14 protein-coding genes are annotated in these 16386 nt (G+C 61.5%); 7 read left to right on the forward strand and 7 right to left on the reverse strand.

Annotation, left to right across the window (positions count from 1 at the left end; all coding sequences use genetic code 11):
- The first annotated feature begins 2 nt into the window (after positions 1 to 2).
- From AC0L3L_RS27285 to AC0L3L_RS27305, 5 genes are all read left to right on the forward strand, one after another.
- Entirely contained in the window at positions 3 to 785 is a 783-nt protein-coding gene (locus tag AC0L3L_RS27285; RefSeq protein WP_473640052.1) for an ABC transporter permease, read from the forward strand.
- A complete protein-coding gene (locus AC0L3L_RS27290) occupies positions 782 to 1846 on the forward strand; it encodes an ABC transporter ATP-binding protein (protein WP_473640054.1) in 1065 nt (354 codons plus the stop codon). The genes AC0L3L_RS27285 and AC0L3L_RS27290 overlap by 4 nt, the downstream gene beginning before the upstream one ends.
- 3 nt (positions 1847 to 1849) lie before the next feature.
- Positions 1850 to 2611 (forward strand): MBL fold metallo-hydrolase, encoded by a 762-nt coding sequence (locus AC0L3L_RS27295; protein WP_473640056.1) that lies wholly within the window; start codon positions 1850 to 1852, stop codon positions 2609 to 2611.
- Between the two features lie 485 nt (positions 2612 to 3096).
- On the forward strand, positions 3097 to 3870 hold the full coding sequence (locus tag AC0L3L_RS27300) for an NAD kinase (RefSeq protein ID WP_473488688.1): 774 nt from the start codon (positions 3097 to 3099) through the stop codon (positions 3868 to 3870).
- A 191-nt stretch (positions 3871 to 4061) separates the two neighbouring features.
- Complete coding sequence (locus AC0L3L_RS27305; protein ID WP_473640058.1) at positions 4062 to 5660, forward strand: DEAD/DEAH box helicase; 1599 nt, start codon at positions 4062 to 4064, stop codon at positions 5658 to 5660.
- A 220-nt stretch (positions 5661 to 5880) separates the two neighbouring features.
- On the opposite strand, the gene AC0L3L_RS27310 is transcribed toward AC0L3L_RS27305, so the two are convergent.
- Positions 5881 to 6774 carry a LysR family transcriptional regulator gene (locus AC0L3L_RS27310; protein WP_473640060.1) on the reverse strand — a complete coding sequence of 298 codons (894 nt, stop codon included), beginning with the start codon at positions 6772 to 6774 and terminating at the stop codon, positions 5881 to 5883.
- Between the two features lie 128 nt (positions 6775 to 6902).
- Between AC0L3L_RS27310 and AC0L3L_RS27315 the strand changes: the two genes are divergently transcribed.
- On the forward strand, positions 6903 to 7787 hold the full coding sequence (locus tag AC0L3L_RS27315; protein ID WP_473640062.1) for an NmrA/HSCARG family protein: 885 nt from the start codon (positions 6903 to 6905) through the stop codon (positions 7785 to 7787).
- 46 nt (positions 7788 to 7833) lie between these two features.
- Positions 7834 to 8106 carry a DUF2798 domain-containing protein gene (locus tag AC0L3L_RS27320; RefSeq protein ID WP_123151027.1) on the forward strand — a complete coding sequence of 91 codons (273 nt, stop codon included), beginning with the start codon at positions 7834 to 7836 and terminating at the stop codon, positions 8104 to 8106.
- 114 nt (positions 8107 to 8220) lie between these two features.
- On the opposite strand, the gene AC0L3L_RS27325 is transcribed toward AC0L3L_RS27320, so the two are convergent.
- The 6 genes from AC0L3L_RS27325 to AC0L3L_RS27350 all read right to left on the reverse strand — a co-directional run bounded on the left by AC0L3L_RS27325 (position 8221) and on the right by AC0L3L_RS27350 (position 15791).
- A complete protein-coding gene (locus AC0L3L_RS27325) occupies positions 8221 to 8871 on the reverse strand; it encodes a YiaD family glycine zipper/OmpA-like lipoprotein (protein WP_473640064.1) in 651 nt (216 codons plus the stop codon).
- 279 nt (positions 8872 to 9150) lie between these two features.
- Positions 9151 to 9519: a GFA family protein gene (locus tag AC0L3L_RS27330; protein WP_123151029.1), complete on the reverse strand. Its 369-nt coding sequence runs from the start codon at positions 9517 to 9519 to the stop codon at positions 9151 to 9153.
- Between the two features lie 209 nt (positions 9520 to 9728).
- Positions 9729 to 10115, reverse strand: coding sequence for a hypothetical protein (locus AC0L3L_RS27335; protein ID WP_473640065.1), 387 nt, complete (start codon positions 10113 to 10115; stop codon positions 9729 to 9731).
- Positions 10116 to 10559: 444 nt separating this feature from the next.
- Positions 10560 to 11691 (reverse strand): peptide chain release factor 2 gene (prfB, locus tag AC0L3L_RS27340; protein WP_473640067.1). Its coding sequence is split into 2 segments (ribosomal slippage): positions 10560 to 11624 and positions 11626 to 11691, totalling 1131 coding nucleotides; the frame shifts between segments, so codons are not numbered across the junction.
- A 141-nt stretch (positions 11692 to 11832) separates the two neighbouring features.
- The gene (locus tag AC0L3L_RS27345; protein ID WP_473488682.1) at positions 11833 to 14289 is read right to left on the reverse strand and encodes a penicillin-binding protein 1A; all 2457 of its coding nucleotides are present in this window, start codon (positions 14287 to 14289) and stop codon (positions 11833 to 11835) included.
- Between the two features lie 209 nt (positions 14290 to 14498).
- On the reverse strand, positions 14499 to 15791 hold the full coding sequence (locus AC0L3L_RS27350; protein ID WP_473640069.1) for an N-acetylmuramoyl-L-alanine amidase: 1293 nt from the start codon (positions 15789 to 15791) through the stop codon (positions 14499 to 14501).
- Between the last annotated feature and the right edge of the window lie 595 nt (positions 15792 to 16386).

Genomic DNA, 16386 nt, shown 5'->3' on the forward strand with positions numbered 1-16386 from the left:
CCATGCGCGCTCTTGTTCGTATCACCTCCTGGATCTATGCCGTAGCCATCTATGGCTTCATCTTCCTGCCGGTGGTCGTGCTGGTGCTGTTTTCGCTGCAGGCGACGTCGTTTCCGATCCCGCCCTTCACCGGGCCGTCGCTGCGCTGGTACGACGCCGTGCTCGCCGACACGCGGCTGACCTCGGCGCTGGTCAATTCGCTTGGTGTGGCGGCTCTCTCCTCAGCTGCAGCCGTCGCGCTGGGTTTCCTCTCTGCCTGGGGTTTTGCGCGTTTCGCCCTGCCGGGCTCAGGCCTGATGCGCGGGCTGATCACACTGCCGCTCACAGTGAGCTATCTCATCATCGGCATGGGATTGCTGGTGCTGTTCAACTGGGCCGGCGTGCCAAAATCGCTGCTTGCCGCCGGCATCGGCCATGTCGTTATCAACCTGCCGCTGTGCTTTGCCATCATCTACAGCCAGATGGGCGACCACCAGATCAATATCGAGCGCGCCGCGCGCGACCTCGGCGCGCCCGAATGGAAGGTGTTGCTGCTGATCACCGTGCCTGTCATGGCACCGGCGATCTTCGCCGGCTTCTTCCTGTCGATGACCTTCTCCTGGGACGAATTCGTGATCTCGTTCCTGCTGACGCGCTTCGACACGACGCTGCCGGTCGAGATCTGGAACCTGCTGCGCTCAGGCCTCAATCCCAAGACCAACGCCGTCGGCTCGCTGGTCTTCGCCGTCTCCATCGTGCTGGTGGTGTTTTTTGAACTGATGCTGCTGCGGAGAAAGCCGGCATGATCGCGCCACTGGTCGATATAAGCTCTGTCTCGCACCGCTTCGGCCAGCACACCGTGCTGAAGAACGTCTCGCTGACGATCGAACCGGGCACCTACACGATCCTGCTCGGGCCGTCGGGCTCCGGCAAGACGACGCTGCTGTCCATTCTCGGCGGCTTCGTCACGCCGAGCGAAGGCAAGGTGCTGATCCGCGGCGAGGACTGCACCGCCGTTCCGCCGGCGAAGCGGCCGACGACGACGGTGTTCCAGGACTATGCGCTGTTTCCGCATATGAGCGTCGGCAGCAATGTCGGCTTCGGCCTGCGCATGCAAGGCATCGATGCCGCGACACGGACCGCGCGGGCGCGCGAGGCGCTGGCGCTGGTCGGGCTGGCGACTGCCTTCGACAAGAAGCCGCACCAGCTTTCCGGCGGCCAGCGGCAGCGTGTAGCGCTAGCCCGTGCCCTTGTCGTCGAGCCGGCCGTGCTGCTGCTCGACGAACCGCTCGGCGCGCTCGACCTAAAATTGCGCCGGCAGATGCAGGACGAACTGAAAGCGATCCAGAAGCGCGTCGGCACAGCCTTCATCCATGTCACCCATGACCAGGAAGAGGCAATGGCGCTGGCCGACCATTGCGTGGTGATGAATGACGGGCGCATCGAGGACGAAGGACCGCCCGAGCGCGTCTATGCGCGGCCGGCGACGCGCTTTTCCGCGACCTTCATGGGTGAAAGCACGCTGATATCGGGAACGGTAACGGCGGCGAAGGACGGAACAATCACTGTCGCGACGCAGGTCGGACCGCTTTCGCTGACCGGCACATTGCCGGCCGGGACGACTGTCGCCCTCGCCGTCCGTCCGGAGCATCTTGTCCTCGGCGCGGCCGGCGGCGCTGTAGGGTTCGGCACGGCCAAGGTGAGCGACGTTGTGTTTCAAGGCAGCTTCAAGCGCGTGCTTGCTGTCTCCGAGAAAGACCCGACGCTGCACTTCATCGCCAGGGTTGCTGCCGCTGCGGCCGTCCGGCCGGGCGACATCGTTGCGGTTTCGTGCGACGCTGGCGATATCATCTTTTTGACGAGTTGAGCCATGGGCGCGCTTCCGGTCATTGATGCAGCGAACTGGTATGAAACCATCCGCATGGGTGATGGCGTGACGCTGATCCACGAGCCGTGGATCAAGCCGTTCTTCCGCTGCAACATCTGGCATGTGAGCGGTCGCGACCACGATCTTCTGTTCGACACCGGCCTCGGCCATTTCAGCCTGCGGCGCCATGTGCCGCTGGTGACGGAGCGAAAGCTCACCTGCGTGGCGAGCCACACCCATTTCGACCATATCGGCTGCCATCACGAATTTCCGGACCGCTGCGTGCATGCGGCCGAAGCGGAAATCCTCGCCGATCCGCGCAATGAGTGGACGCTCGCCGACCGCTATGCCACCGACGCAATGTTCGACGGAATGCCGCAAGGCTGGGATACGGCGCGCTACGGGATCCTGCCGGCGCCGGCCGATCGCTTGCTCGAACAAGGCGACGTGATCGATCTCGGCGACCGCGCCTTCGAGGTGATCCACACGCCGGGCCATTCGCCCGGCGGCATTACGCTCTACGAGAAGAAGACCGGCACCCTGCTGTCCGGCGACATCATTTATGACGGCCCGCTGATCGACGATGTCTATCATTCCGCCGTCGACGACTATGTCGAGACGCTGTTACGGATGCGCGAGCTCAAAGTCGCGGTCGTGCATGGCGGCCACTTCCCGAGCTTCGGCAAGGTGCGCTATCGCCAGCTTATCGACGAGTATCTCGCACAAAAGCGGCAGGCCGGCTGCCATCTGCTGAAGGCGCGATAAGCACCGGTCTTGCGTATCGCAGGAAGTGCCTGGCGAATTCACAACGCCCTTTGCGGGCACGGTGTGCCGGCGGCATCGCCGCAGCGTGAAGCCGTGGGCTGGGGTCTCAAACTCGTCTCTTCCGACTGGCGCACCAGTTGGGCAAAGGCAAGAGCAAAACTTCCCAGCATCAGGACGATGATAATCAGGCGTGTTACCGGCAATAGATTGGTCCGACTGGCTGGCCCCCACGCCGCCCATCCACTGCCGGCTAACATGGTCGATCCGGCTTTACGAGAGTTTAATCCCCGTCTTAACCATCACATTCGCTTGTCACTTGACACGATGCGCGAGCACCTGACCGGCAGCTCTTCCCGGCGCCGTGTCGAGCAGCGCCACATGCCTCCCTTTGCAGATTTGCCCGCCCATGCTAACCCGGCGCTGGCGCGGCCCAAGCAAACGAGCGCCACCAGCCGGTCGCCACCAACCGTCGACATTGGGGAGCCATGAACAAAGCCGCCAGCCGTTTCGCCTTCGTCTCGTCCGACACAGCCGACGCCAAGGCGGCGCTGGAGAGCCTGTCGGCGCGCTATGGCCAGGCGTCCATCGAGGATGCAGAGATCGTCGTCGCCCTCGGCGGCGACGGCTTCCTGTTGCAGACCTTGCGCGACACGATGAGCACGGGAAAAAAGGTCTACGGCATGAACCGTGGCACCATCGGCTTCCTGATGAACGAATACCGCGCCAGCGGATTGACCGGGCGCATCGCGGCGGCCGTTGCCGAAACGATCCGTCCGCTGGAGATGCAGGCGGTGACGGCAGAGGGCGAAACGATCTCGGCGTTGGCTATCAACGAGGTTGCGCTGTGGCGCCAGTCCTACCAGACGGCCAAGATCCGTATCACCGTGGACGGGCAAGTGCGGCTGGAGGAATTGAACTGCGACGGTGTGATGGTCGCGACGCCGGCCGGCTCGACCGCCTACAACCTGTCCGCGCACGGACCGATCCTGCCGCTAGACGCGCCGCTGCTGGCGCTGACCCCGGTCAGTCCGTTCCGCCCGCGCCGCTGGCGCGGAGCGCTGCTGTCCGACAAGGCGACCGTCCGTTTCGACATTCTGGAGCCGGAGAAGCGGCCGGTGAACGCCGCCGCCGACCACACCGAGGTGAAGGCCGTAACCTCGGTTACGGTGCAAGAATCGCCAACGGTGACGGCGACGCTGCTGTTCGATCCGAGCCATTCGTGGAACGAGCGCATTCTCGCCGAACAGTTCCGTTACTGAGCCGGTACGGCGATGGGCAGTTCGATTAAGCATCGCGATTAAGGTTACGACTTCACAATCATGCCAATCCGCGCCCGTTTCTGTTGACAAATCGTGGGCTTGCGCCTACCTGCAATACCAATCTTGCAGGCGCGCGGCGCTTGCCGCGACTGCTTATGTTGCGCCCCCGAACCAGCCAAAGACAGCCAAACTTGTCCTCAGACGCCCAGATCGCTCAAGAAGCGTTGACCTTCACAGACCTCGGCCTGTCGCCGAAGGTTCTTTCCGCAGTCACCGATGCCGGTTACACCGAACCGACGCCGATCCAGGCCGGCGCCATTCCGCACGCCTTGCTCGGCAAGGATATTTTGGGCATCGCCCAGACCGGCACCGGCAAGACGGCCTCGTTCGTGCTGCCGATGCTGACCCGGCTCGAAAAAGGCCGGGCCCGCGCTCGCATGCCGCGCACGCTGATCCTCGAGCCGACGCGCGAGCTTGCCGCGCAGGTCGAAGAGAATTTCATCAGATACGGCAAGAACCACAAGCTCAACATCGCGCTGCTGATCGGCGGCGTGTCGTTCGACGAGCAGGACAAGAAGCTGGAGCGCGGCGCCGACGTGCTGATCGCGACGCCCGGCCGCCTGCTCGACCACCGCGAGCGCGGAAAGCTTCTGCTCAACGGCGTCGAAATCCTCGTCATCGATGAGGCCGACCGCATGCTCGACATGGGCTTCATTCCCGACATCGAGCGTATCTGCGAGATGATCCCGTTCACCAGGCAGACGCTGTTCTTCTCGGCGACGATGCCGCCTGAGATCACCAAACTCACTGAGAAATTCCTGCACGCGCCGGTGCGCGTCGAGGTTTCGAAGGCTGCTTCCGCCGCCACCAACATCGTCCAGCGGCTGGTGAAATCCGGCTCGAAACCCTGGGACAAGCGCGAGACGCTGCGCAATCTGATTAGGGCCGAGGATGCGGAGCTGAAGAACGCCATCATCTTCTGCAACCGCAAGATCGAGGTCTCGGAGCTTTTCCGCTCGCTGCTGAAATATGATTTCGACGCCGGCGCGCTGCATGGCGACATGGACCAGCGCGCGCGCATGCAGATGCTGGCCAATTTCCGTGACGGCAAATTGCGCTACCTCGTTGCGTCGGACGTTGCGGCGCGCGGCCTAGACATCCCCGATGTCAGCCACGTCTTCAACTACGACGTGCCGATCCATGCCGAGGACTATGTCCACCGCATCGGCCGCACCGGCCGCGCCGGACGCTCCGGCAAATCCTTCACCATCGCCACCAAGTCCGACACCAAATACATCGACGCGATCGAACGGCTGATCGGCAACAAGATCGAGTGGCACGATGGCGACCTGTCGACGGTCGTCGCCAGCGAGGGCGGAGAGGACGATGCTCCCCGCCGTGGCCGCGGCGCCCCGCGCCGCGCCGGCCGCAAGGACGATGACCGCAAGGACAGGGGCGAACGCAAGCCACGCGAACGCCACGCCAGGCAAAGCGAAGCTGCAACCCCGGATGCGGCGCGCGAGGAACAGCCAGTGGTGGCCGCGGTCGCCGAAGCCGGGGAGCGGCGCGCGCACAAAGAAGCGATCCGCTCGGAAAACACCGGGCGCCAAGCTTCGCCCGAACGCAAGGCTTCGCCCGATCGCAACGAACAGCGTGCGCCGGAACGCGGCGACACCAGGCCGCAGCGCGACGGCAATCGCCCTGCCCGCCATCGCCAGGAAGACAATGATGCGACCGTCGGATTCGGCGACGACATGCCCGCTTTCATGCGCATCGTCGCCAAGGTCTGATCACAGCAGAAATTCTCAAATCCAAACAAAAATGGCCCTTTGCGGGGCCGTTTTCATGTCCGATATTTGCTTTGCTCAGGTGTGGCGCGAAAGCTGGATCTCGGCGTGCCGGTTCTAGGCGGGTCGACCGCCGCCGCGTTGGAAGCAATCGGGCGCGTCTCGCCGAAGTCTATGGCTACGAGCGGTCGACCGCGCTCTGTCGTCTCGTTTGATCCGGTGGCTACAGGTTTTTGAATTCCGGACGGGACGGCAACATATCCAGAAACGCGCGAACTTTGGCTGACGATGATCTGCCTTCCAGCCACACGGCGTGCATCGGCACCGGCGCCGGCTCGAATTCGCTTAAAACCACCTCTAGGCGGCCATCGTCCACCGAATGCCTTATCTGCCAGAGGGGCGAGTAACCCAAACCCAATCCGCGAACTGCGGCGGCGTAGATCGGTGCCATCAAATTGGATCGAAAACTGCCAGCCACTTTCACCGCCCGAGGTTTCCCCTCAATCTGAAACATCCATTCACCTGGACGCTGGTCGGAGGTTCGAACAATGCAGCTGTGCTTGCTCAGTTCAAAAGGATGCGTTGGTCGGCCACGGCGTTCAAAGTAGGAAGGCGAGCCGAACACGACGCGCCGCAACGCACCCAAGCGTCTGGCTCGCAAGCTGGAATCCGGCAAATTGCCGATCCGTATTGCCAGATCGAGGCCCTCGGCACCAAGATCAACAAATCCATCGGAAAGCTGGAGGTCAACCTCGACCCGCGGATACATCTGCATGTAGTCGGCGATGACAGGTACAACGAAATCCGGGCCGAACAGAACTGGCGCGCTCACGCGCAGGATACCTGATGGCTCCGATCTCTGGTTGGCGGCTTGAAGTCTTGCGTCGTTTATTTCGTCGACGGCGGGTTTGATGCGGTGGAAAAACGCCACTCCGGCTTCGCTCGGTGTCGAACGGCGCGTGGTTCTCTGTACAAGCTCGACCCCGACGGATTCCTCCAGCGTCGCCAAAGACCGGCTGATCGATTGCAGTGAGCGGTTCAGCCGACGTGCGGCGGCCGTCAAACTTCCGTGCTCGACGACTGCCATGAACGCTTCAAAATCATCTATCCGGTTCATGGCATCTCCTTTTCTCTCGAAAATCGAGAGAAACTATCGCAAAGCCAAACAATTGTAACGCTGTTCGCGACCTTTTATTTGCCTCGAAGAAAATCCCGAAAGGGCAAGCTTCGTGGAAGGGAATTGTCATGCGAGCACTCAATCCAACCGTTCTGGTCGTGGGCGCAACAGGCCGATTTGCCGGACTGGTTGTGCCTGAACTTGTCCGCCGCAATGCCACCGTTCGAGCATTTATTCGCGACCCCGCGAGCGCCGAAAAGGCCTGGAGGCTCGGAGCATCCGAGGTCGTGACCGGCAATTTGCGCGACCCTCAGAGCCTCGAAAATGCCGTCGAGGACGTCGATGGCGTCTTTCACATCGGACCGGCCTTTGCCCCCGATGAAGCAGCCATGGGTGTTGCCACGGTGGAGGCTGCAGCACGAGCAGGCGTTCGAAAGTTCGTCTTCTCGTCGGTGATCCAGCCGACCAATACGAGGCTCAAAAATCACGCGAGCAAGGTGCCGGTCGAAGATGCTCTCTATTCGACGAACATGGATTACACCATTCTGCATCCTGCCAATTTCATGCAGAATATTGCAGCCGCCTGGCCGTCCGTCGTTAGGGATGGGGTTTTCTCGGAACCGTTTCCAAAGACAGCAAAGCTGGCGCGTGTCGATTACCGCGATGTCGCCGAAGTGGCAGCGATCGCATTGACCGAAGCGTGGTTGTCTTATGCGACCCTTGAGCTGTGCGCGGACGGCATGCATAGCCGGGAAGAGATCGCTTCAATGATGAGTGAGGAACTTGGCCGCTCGATCTCTGCTGGCGAGCCGACCTTCGGCGAGTGGGCAGCGAATGCCCGCCTTCCCTACGATGACCGCCAATTGCAGCTGCTGGCTAAAGTACATGACCACTACGCCAAGTACGGCCTCGGCGGAAACAGTCTGACATTGCGCGCCGTCTTGGGCCGCGAGCCACGTTCGCTACGAAGCTTTATCCGAGAACTGGCCCTGCAAACGGCACAGATCGCCTGATCGCGCTCACGAGCACGTACGCACATTTTTCTGATTGGAGATTTCCATGCATGCATCACCGCAAAAGACGTTGAAGCTGAGAAAACTGCCGCCTTCCTACAGTGCAGTGGTAATGCCGTTCGTTCTTTCAATCCTCATGACCTGCATTATCTCGGCGGTTTCGACGGCGATCGGCACCGGCTGGACGAACGGTTTCGTGGCGACTTGGTCATACGCATGGGGCGTATCATGGCTTGTTGCGTTTCCGAGCCTGCTGATTGTCCTTCCGATCGTGCGCCGGATCGTTGCGGCAATTGTCGATCAGCCGGCCCGCCCCTGACACTATGAAACCGAAGCGATGGGCGCCGACGCTCGTCGATCCAGCAAAAGCAAACAATAACGGCCCCTTGCGGGGCCGTTCTCATGTGCAATGCCGTCTTCTTGTTCGTCTTGCTCAGGTGAGCGGTGAAAGCTGGATCTCGACGCGGCGGTTCTGGGCACGGCCGGCGGCCGTCGCATTGGAGGCGATCGGACGCGTCTTGCCGAAGCCGGTGACGGCGAAGCGGCGGGAATCGACGCCCTGCCCGGACAGATAGTTGGCGACCGCCAGCGCGCGGCGCTGCGACAGGTCGAAATTGTGTTCGTCGCCACCGGTCGAGTCGGTGTGGCCGAACACGTCGACCGTGGTCTGCCGGAACTTGTTCAGCACAAGTGCTACCGAATTCAGCACTTGATAGAAACCGGGCTTCACCGCATCCTGGTCGACGTTGAAGGTGATGTCGGACGGCATGTTGAGGATGATCTGGTCGCCGGTGCGGGTGACGCTGACGCCGGAGCCCTGAAGCTGCCGGCGCAGTTCGGCCTCGTTCTGGTCCATGGTGGCGCCGATGGCGCCGCCGGCGAGCGCGCCGACGCCAGCGCCGATCAGCGCATTACGGCGATCGTTGCCGCCCGCAAGCAGGCCGAGCCCCGCACCCGCCAGCGCGCCGATGCCGGCGCCGGCCGCAGTGTTGGAGACCTTCTGCTCTCCGGTATACGGATCGGTTGTGGTGCAGGCGCTCACGAACACAGCCGTCGCCACGACGACGAGCACAGTCTTTCTCATTGGGTAGTCCCTCTCCAGTCCGCGGTCCCACCGGTGGCGCGCCGCATCAGCCCTTCCGTTGCATCGGCCCGAAAATCATCGATTTTCGGAAAGCACGATGCATAGATTCAAAGTCTTAGAGCGTACTTTGTGCGTCCAAGTGGACGCACGTCGCTCTAGTGCTTGTAACATGAAATGCGGCGAAAAATGGAACGGGAAAAGCGGCTGGCTATGGCTTTTCCCGGTCAATTGCACGGCCGCGGTATTGCGCAATTCTGATCGGCTACCAGAGATTATCGGCTACCAGAGATTCTTGCCGTCGATGACGACGACCTCGACCTGATCGAGGTCGAAATCGTCGAACAGGCGCGAATTAACGCTGATTTTCGGATTGTCGAAATCCGGCTTGCCGGTCGACCAGTCCGGCGTTTCGGTGAAGGTGCCGCAGCCGCAGGTGGCGCAGAAACCGTGTTTGATCGTTTTCGACCCCCACCGGTAGAAGGAGACATTCTTGAGTGGGCTGGTGAGCTTGAATTGCGACGGGGTGTAATAGGCCCACAACGAGCCGCGTTTCGAGCAGAAGGAGCAGGTGCATTGCGTCACGGTTAGCGGCGCTTGCGAAACTTCGAACGTCGTCGCCCTGCAGTGGCAGCTTGCCTTTATTGTCATGAACGCCTCCCTTACGATTGCCTCCCGTCCGCGGCAAGGCAACATAAAGAGACGCTCTTGACAACCGTCTGTCAGCAGACTCGCTTGCCTGCGTCACGCGTGGCGCGCTTCGATCTTTATGATGCATATCGTTATCCCAAAACCGCTGCGCACCCTCGGGGGTCAGGCCATCGCTCAGGCCCTTGGGGCAAGCCTTTGGGCGACACGCATTAAAACGACGACGGGGGCACGAACAGGCAGATGGTCTTTCCGTCATTGGCGCCGGCGACCGAGCACCAGTGATATTCGCCATCGGGCGAATTCTTGATCCGCGCATCGCTGTAGGCCACGACCTCGCCTGTCCCTTTGATGACATAGCCTTCCGGACGCTCGCTGATCGACGTCTGCGAGACCGCGCGGCAATCATAGCCAGAACAGCAGGAGAATGGGTAACTCCAGCCTTGCGGCTTCGCTGCAGTCGGCGTGGCGTCGTGCGCCAAAGCCGGCGCTGCAAATGCAACGGTGGCGGCGGTCAGAGCCACCACCGCAATGATTGAATTCAGGAGGCGGCGCGCCGTCTGGACGGCTGAGGCCGATCGGGTCTTGAGAGCGGGCATGGGCGCAGTTCCTATCACCGAGTTATCAAGCGTTTCGCTTGCCCGTTCCCAGAACGTGTCTTCCCAGTGGCCGGATCGTCAGGTCGCAGATACGCCGCGTCCGGCCATAAATGCTTTTTCTCCCACCCTTCGGATGCTGGGCTGATTCCTTTGTTGGCGCAAGAAATTGCTTTGCAACCGAGCGCCGACATCTGCAACCGGAACCAGCCTGCCGGGGGTTGACGAGAGTGACTTCATCAACCCCGGCAGATGGGATCGCGGATAACGAGATTCAGTTCGCAGTGGTTCCGGGCCAGGTGCCGGCAGGCCTGCAACATCTAACCCGGAGGTAGATGTCGTTGTGGAAAATTCGATGAAAAAACAAAGCCATAAAGCGACCGCTCAATTACAGTGAAGAGCCTGTTACTCTAGCGTGATGTTCCTGCTGCTTGGGGCGTAGGAGCTTCAGTCGATATCGGCCACCACTTCGCCGGCGCCGCCCTCGATGCGCTGCGACAGCGACGCCTCCATGAAATCGTCGAGGTCGCCGTCCAGCACGCTCGACGGGCTTGTGCTCTCGACGCCAGTGCGAAGATCCTTCACCAGCTGATAGGGCTGCAGAACGTAGGAGCGGATCTGGTGGCCCCAGCCGATATCGCTCTTCGATGCTTCGGTGGCGTTCGCCACCGCCTCGCGCTTCTTCAGCTCTTCCTCGTAGAGCCGCGAGCGCAGCATCTCCCAGGCCTTCGCCTTGTTCTTGTGCTGGGAGCGCTCGGCCTGGCAGGCGACCGCGATGCCGGTGGCGAGATGGGTGATGCGGACCGCCGAATCGGTGGTGTTGACGTGCTGGCCGCCCGATCCGGACGAACGATAGGTGTCGATGCGGACATCCGATTCGGAAACATCGATCTCGATCGTATCGTCGATTACGGGATAGACCCAGACGCTGGCAAACGACGTGTGGCGGCGCGCATTGCTGTCGTAGGGCGAAATACGCACGAGACGGTGAACGCCGGATTCCGTCTTCAGCCAACCATAGGCATTGTGGCCCTTGATCAGCAGCGTAGCGGACTTGATGCCGGCCTCTTCGCCGTCATGCACTTCCAGCACCTCGACCTTGAAGCGCCGCCGCTCGGCCCAACGCGTGTACATGCGCAGAAGCATCGAGGCCCAGTCCTGGCTTTCGGTGCCGCCGGCGCCGGCATGGACTTCGAGATAACTGTCGTTGGCGTCCGCCTCGCCCGAAAGCAGCGTCTCGATCTGGCGAGCCTTTGCTTCGCCGCGCATCGAGCGGATCGCCGCTTCCGCCTCGGCGATGACGCTCTCGTCGCCCTCTTCCTCGCCAAGCTCGATCAGGCCGATATTGTCTTCCAGCGCCTGGGTGAGGCCTTTGACCAAGGCGATGCCTTCCTCGAGGCCCTGGCGCTCACGCATCAGCTTCTGCGCCTCCAGCGGTTCGTTCCAGAGACTCGAATCCTCGGCACGCACATTCAGGTATTCAAGCCGCTTTATGGCTTGATCCCAGTCAAAGATGCCTCCTCAGCAGGGTTATCGCCTGCCTGATTTCGTCGACAATGTTCTGCGTTTCCGCGCGCATGGCTGGTCGTTCTGTCCTGTGCTGAAATGGTGCCCTGTTGCTTAAACAGAGCTGGGTTGGCGCGATACATAGGGACGGCACCGCCGCCTGTAAAGCGAAATGGGCCGGCTCGAAAGCCGGCCCAGAACACCATGTCCTATGTCAATAGAGCCCGCCGCCGCCGGACTGGATGGCTTGGTTGGCCTGTGGCGACAGCGCGCCGCCGGAGGCGTTGGAGCCGTCCGCACCCATGCCGATCACCCAATAGCTGTCGGCGGGGCCGGTGCCCGGCTTGAAGGCTTCGATAAAGGCGCCAGCGTCGTCTGGGTTGGCAGCCATGCCGGTCTTGCGATTGATGGCGATCAGCTTCATGCCTTCGGGAACCTGGAAATCGACATTGGGCGTGCCGTCCAGCGCCACGCGCATGAAGTCCTTGAAGATCGGCGCTGCGAGACCGCCGCCGGTCGCGCCCTTGCCAAGACCTTTCGGCTGATCGTAGCCCATATAAAGGCCGACAACGAGATTGGGCGTGTAGCCGATGAACCAGGTATCCTTCTCGTCGTTTGTCGTTCCGGTCTTGCCGGCGATGTGGCGGCCGAGTTCGGCGACGGTGGCGCCGGTACCGCGCTCGACGACGCCCTCCATCATCGAGGTGATCTGATAGGCGGTCATCGGATCGAGCACCTGCTCGGAATTGTCGACCAGTTCCGGCTCAGGCTGGTTCTGCCATTCGGCGGCGTTGCAATTTTCGCAGCCGCGTTCGTCCTGCCTGTACACCGTCTTGCCGTAGCGATCCTGGATGCGGTCGATCAGCGTCGGCTTGATCGACTTGCCGCCGTTGGCCATGATCGAATAAGCCGACACCATGCGCATCACGGTGGTCTCGCCCGAACCCAGCGCCATCGGCAGGTACGGCGCCAGACGGTCATAGACGCCGAAGCGCTCGGCATATTCGGCGACCAGCTTCATGCCCATGTCGTTGGCCAGGCGCACAGTCATCAGATTGCGCGACCTCTCGATGCCGGACCGCAAGGTCGCCGGGCCAGCTGTCCTTCCATCGTAGTTCTTCGGCGTCCAGGTCGTGTTGCCGCTCTTGATGGTGATCGGGCCGTCCATGATCACCGAAGCTGGCGTATAGCCATTGTCGAGGGCTGCCGAATAGACGATCGGCTTGAACGACGAACCCGGCTGCCGCATGGCCTGCGTGGCACGGTTGAATTCGGATTGCGAGTAGGAGAACCCGCCGACCATGGCCAGAACACGGCCGGTATGCGGATCCATGGCGATCATGCCACCTTCCACTTCGGGGGCCTGGCGCAGGATATAGGCCCCGTCCGTTCCCTCTTTCTTCTGCACGAAGATGACATCGCCCGGCTTCAGCACGTCCGCCGGCGATTTGGCCTTGACGGTCTTGCCGCCGACCACATGACGCATGGCGAAGCTCATGTCCTCGCGGCTGACGGTGCCTTCGATGCGATCCTTGACGAGTTCGCCCGAGATCTGCCGGGTCGGCCGAAGGCCGATCGACAGGCCGCTCTCCGAGCTGTCGAGCACGACGGCGAGCGACCATTCGGGCACGTCGTCCAGTCCCTTGACTTCGCTCAAAGGCGCGCCCCAGTCGCCGGATACGCTGATGGTCTTCACCGGCCCGCGATAGCCGCGCAGCGTATCGAACTTCATCAGGCCGTTCTGCATGGCTTTGCGGGCGATCAGCTGCATCTTGGGATCGAGCGTCGTACGGACGGACAGGCCGCCCTCGTAGAGCGCATTCTCGCCGTAGCGCGCGCTGATCTGGCGACGCACTTCCTCGGTGAAGTATTCGCCGGCGAACAGATATGTGCCGGAGCGGCGTGGCTTGACGCCGAGCGCCTCGGCCTTGGCCTTCGCGCCTTCCTCTTGCGTGACGTAGCCGTTGCCGACCATCTGGTCGATGACCCAGTTGCGGCGCTCGATGGCGCGGTCGGCATATTTGAAGGGGTGATAGTTGGAGGGGCCCTTCGGCAAAGCCGCCAGATAGGCCGCCTCCGCCACGGTGAGTTCATTCACCGCCTTGTCGAAATAGGTGAGTGCCGCGCCGGCGACGCCATAGGCGCCAAGCCCGAAGAAAATTTCGTTGAGGTAAAGCTCGAGAATGCGGTCCTTCGAATAGGCCTGCTCGATGCGGAAGGCAAGGATCATCTCCTTGATCTTGCGCTCGTAGGTCTGGTCCGAGGACAACAGGAAGTTTTTCGCCACCTGCTGGGTGATCGTCGAGGCGCCGACCTGGCGCTTGCCAGAGCCGAAATTCTGCAGATTGACCATTACAGCGCGGCCAAGGCCGGTCATATCGATGCCGGGATGATTATAGAAATTCTTGTCCTCGGCAGACAGGAAGGCCGCCTTGACACGATCCGGCACCGCCTGGATCGGCAAATACAGGCGCCGCTCGCGCGCATATTCGGCCATCAGCGCACCGTCAGACGCATGGATGCGGGTCGTCACCGGCGGTTCATACTTGGCCAGGACCTCGTAGTCGGGCAGATCCTTCGACAAATGGCTGATATAGATCGCCACGCCCGCCGCGACCAAAAGGGCCAGCGCCGTGCCGATGCCGAAGAAATAACCAATGAGACGAATCATGCCCGCTCCAGTCCTTGGTTCGGGAATTCCCTAAACGAAGCCGCCTTTCGCGCAAGCTTTCGAGACGATCCCGACCGGTAATCGAAAATCCATGTCGCCACCATGTGGGCAAAATGCGGCAGCTTGGAATTTCGCCTTCGAATGGCGGAAATAAGTGCAGGGTGTTGTCGTCGTGCAACGCTGCCTCTGGTTGTAGCGCGGCTGATATCTCAGCCTCCGGTTCCGGCTCCGGCCCGGGCTGAGGCGAACAGGGCGATGGCATTGGTTATGCTCTGGGCAGCCTTGCCGCGCCAATCGGCGCTGAGCAGTTGCGCCTCGTCCTTCGCGTTCGACAGATAGCCGAGTTCGACCAGCGCGGAGGGGACATCCGGTGCCTTTAACACCTTGAAGCTGGCCGAACGCTGCGGATTGTTGATGAGGCCGACGCTGGTGGAAAGCTGGCCGACCAAAGTTTGGGCAAAACGCATCGAGAAACCGTGCGTCTCGCGGCGGATCAGGTCGATCAGGATGTCGGTCACTTCCTTGTCGTCGTCCTTGATTTCCATGCCGGCGAATTGATCGGAAAGGTTTTCACGGTCGGCGAGCGCCTGCGCTTCGGGATCGGAAGCCTTGTCGGAGACGGTGTAGACGGTTGCGCCGCGAAGGCCCTTGACCCTGATCGTGTCGGCGTGGATCGAAATGAGCAGATCGGCCTCGTGCTGGCGGGCAATTCGCACGCGGTCGTCCAGCCGCAGGAATTGGTCCGTCTCGCGCGTCATGAACACGTCGTATTTGCCGACTGCGGCCAGTCTTTCCCGCAATTCGGTGGCGAAAGCGAGCGTGACGTTCTTTTCGACAGTGCCGTTCAGGCCCTCGGCGCCGCCGTCGATGCCGCCATGGCCTGGATCGATGACGACGGTGAAGCGATGGCCTGGATTGGAGACCGGGCCGGTGCCGACCCTGCCGCCCTTGTCGGAAGAGACCGTCGAGCCGGTGGTCAGCGCCTGATTGGCAAGAGCGGCGTCGAACTCCCGCACGGACGCCGCAGACATGTCGATTGCGATGCGGTAGCCGCTGCCGTCATCATTCTTGAGCACGTCGAGCCTGTCGACGGCGAACGGGCCCTTGCCGGTGAGAATCAGCCGTGACACCCCCTCGCCGAGATCGCCGTAGCGCACGCTCCTGACCAGGCCGCGCGCCTTCACATCCTTGGCATTGATGGCGAATTTCGTGCTTGGCAGGTCGACGACCAGACGGTGGGGGCCGCGCAGCAGGAACCATTTGACGTCGGGCTCGCGATCGAAATTCATGACGATGCGCATCTTGGTGGCGTCACCCGCCATTTTGTAGCTCGTCACGGCGAGCGGCGCGTCGGCGGCAAAGGAAACCGGCGAAAAGGCCAGGCAAGCGACAACCAGCAACACCAGACAAGCATCGCGGAATTGGGCAGCGCGGAAGTAGGCGGCGTAGAAAAAAATGCCTCCGGCGCGACCACTCTTGTGCGTGAAGACTGCCAGTCCCATCTCTTTCCAGTCGCTCCGGTTTGGCGCCAAGGCGCCTAATCTTGTTTGTCGGAGTGTCGTCGTTTTGTAGAAGTGCCGGTTAGGCCGCGAACTCGATTAACGATTGGTATCCAGAGAAGGTTAACCAAGCCTTTTCATGCAACGCTCAAAGCCGTGCTTCCGTTGCGGAACTGCTTTTTGCCGGCATCGGAAATCGGGGTTGCCTTCCAACCCGCCAAATCATAAAAGCGATGGTGGATCACTGCAATCCTGGAACCGTCCTTCTCCGCAGCTTCCTGCTACAGGTCAGATGAACGACGGCTCCTTTCGCTTCAGGCGAAGAAGGTATCAAGTGATCGCGACGAATTTCGCAGGTGCGAGCCCGTGGCGGGGGAAGCGCCTGCGTGAGGAAACGGCCGGGATTGTCCCGCGCCGGCTCTGTATGAGCAAACAAGCTGGTCCGGTTTTCCCGGGCTTTGGTTCAAAAAGGTTCTGCTGGTTACGATGGCTTCAAGCGCAATCATGGAAAGGTCCGCAGCAAACCGCGCCATTATGGCTGCGGGCGGCACCGCTATGGCGCTCAGGCAGCGGCCGGCGGACATTCAATTGCCCGGCA

This window comes from Mesorhizobium sp. WSM4849 (assembly GCF_055811385.1).

Coding starts and splice junctions, on each gene's coding strand:
- AC0L3L_RS27285 (WP_473640052.1), top strand. CDS start 3: ATGCGCGCTCTTGTTCGTATCACCTCCTGGATCTATGCCGTAGCCATC.
- AC0L3L_RS27290 (WP_473640054.1), top strand. CDS start 782: ATGATCGCGCCACTGGTCGATATAAGCTCTGTCTCGCACCGCTTCGGC.
- AC0L3L_RS27295 (WP_473640056.1), top strand. CDS start 1,850: ATGGGCGCGCTTCCGGTCATTGATGCAGCGAACTGGTATGAAACCATC.
- AC0L3L_RS27300 (WP_473488688.1), top strand. CDS start 3,097: ATGAACAAAGCCGCCAGCCGTTTCGCCTTCGTCTCGTCCGACACAGCC.
- AC0L3L_RS27310 (WP_473640060.1), bottom strand. CDS start 6,774: ATGAACCGGATAGATGATTTTGAAGCGTTCATGGCAGTCGTCGAGCAC.
- AC0L3L_RS27315 (WP_473640062.1), top strand. CDS start 6,903: ATGCGAGCACTCAATCCAACCGTTCTGGTCGTGGGCGCAACAGGCCGA.
- AC0L3L_RS27320 (WP_123151027.1), top strand. CDS start 7,834: ATGCATGCATCACCGCAAAAGACGTTGAAGCTGAGAAAACTGCCGCCT.
- AC0L3L_RS27325 (WP_473640064.1), bottom strand. CDS start 8,871: ATGAGAAAGACTGTGCTCGTCGTCGTGGCGACGGCTGTGTTCGTGAGC.
- AC0L3L_RS27330 (WP_123151029.1), bottom strand. CDS start 9,519: ATGACAATAAAGGCAAGCTGCCACTGCAGGGCGACGACGTTCGAAGTT.
- AC0L3L_RS27335 (WP_473640065.1), bottom strand. CDS start 10,115: ATGCCCGCTCTCAAGACCCGATCGGCCTCAGCCGTCCAGACGGCGCGC.
- AC0L3L_RS27345 (WP_473488682.1), bottom strand. CDS start 14,289: ATGATTCGTCTCATTGGTTATTTCTTCGGCATCGGCACGGCGCTGGCC.
- AC0L3L_RS27350 (WP_473640069.1), bottom strand. CDS start 15,791: ATGGGACTGGCAGTCTTCACGCACAAGAGTGGTCGCGCCGGAGGCATT.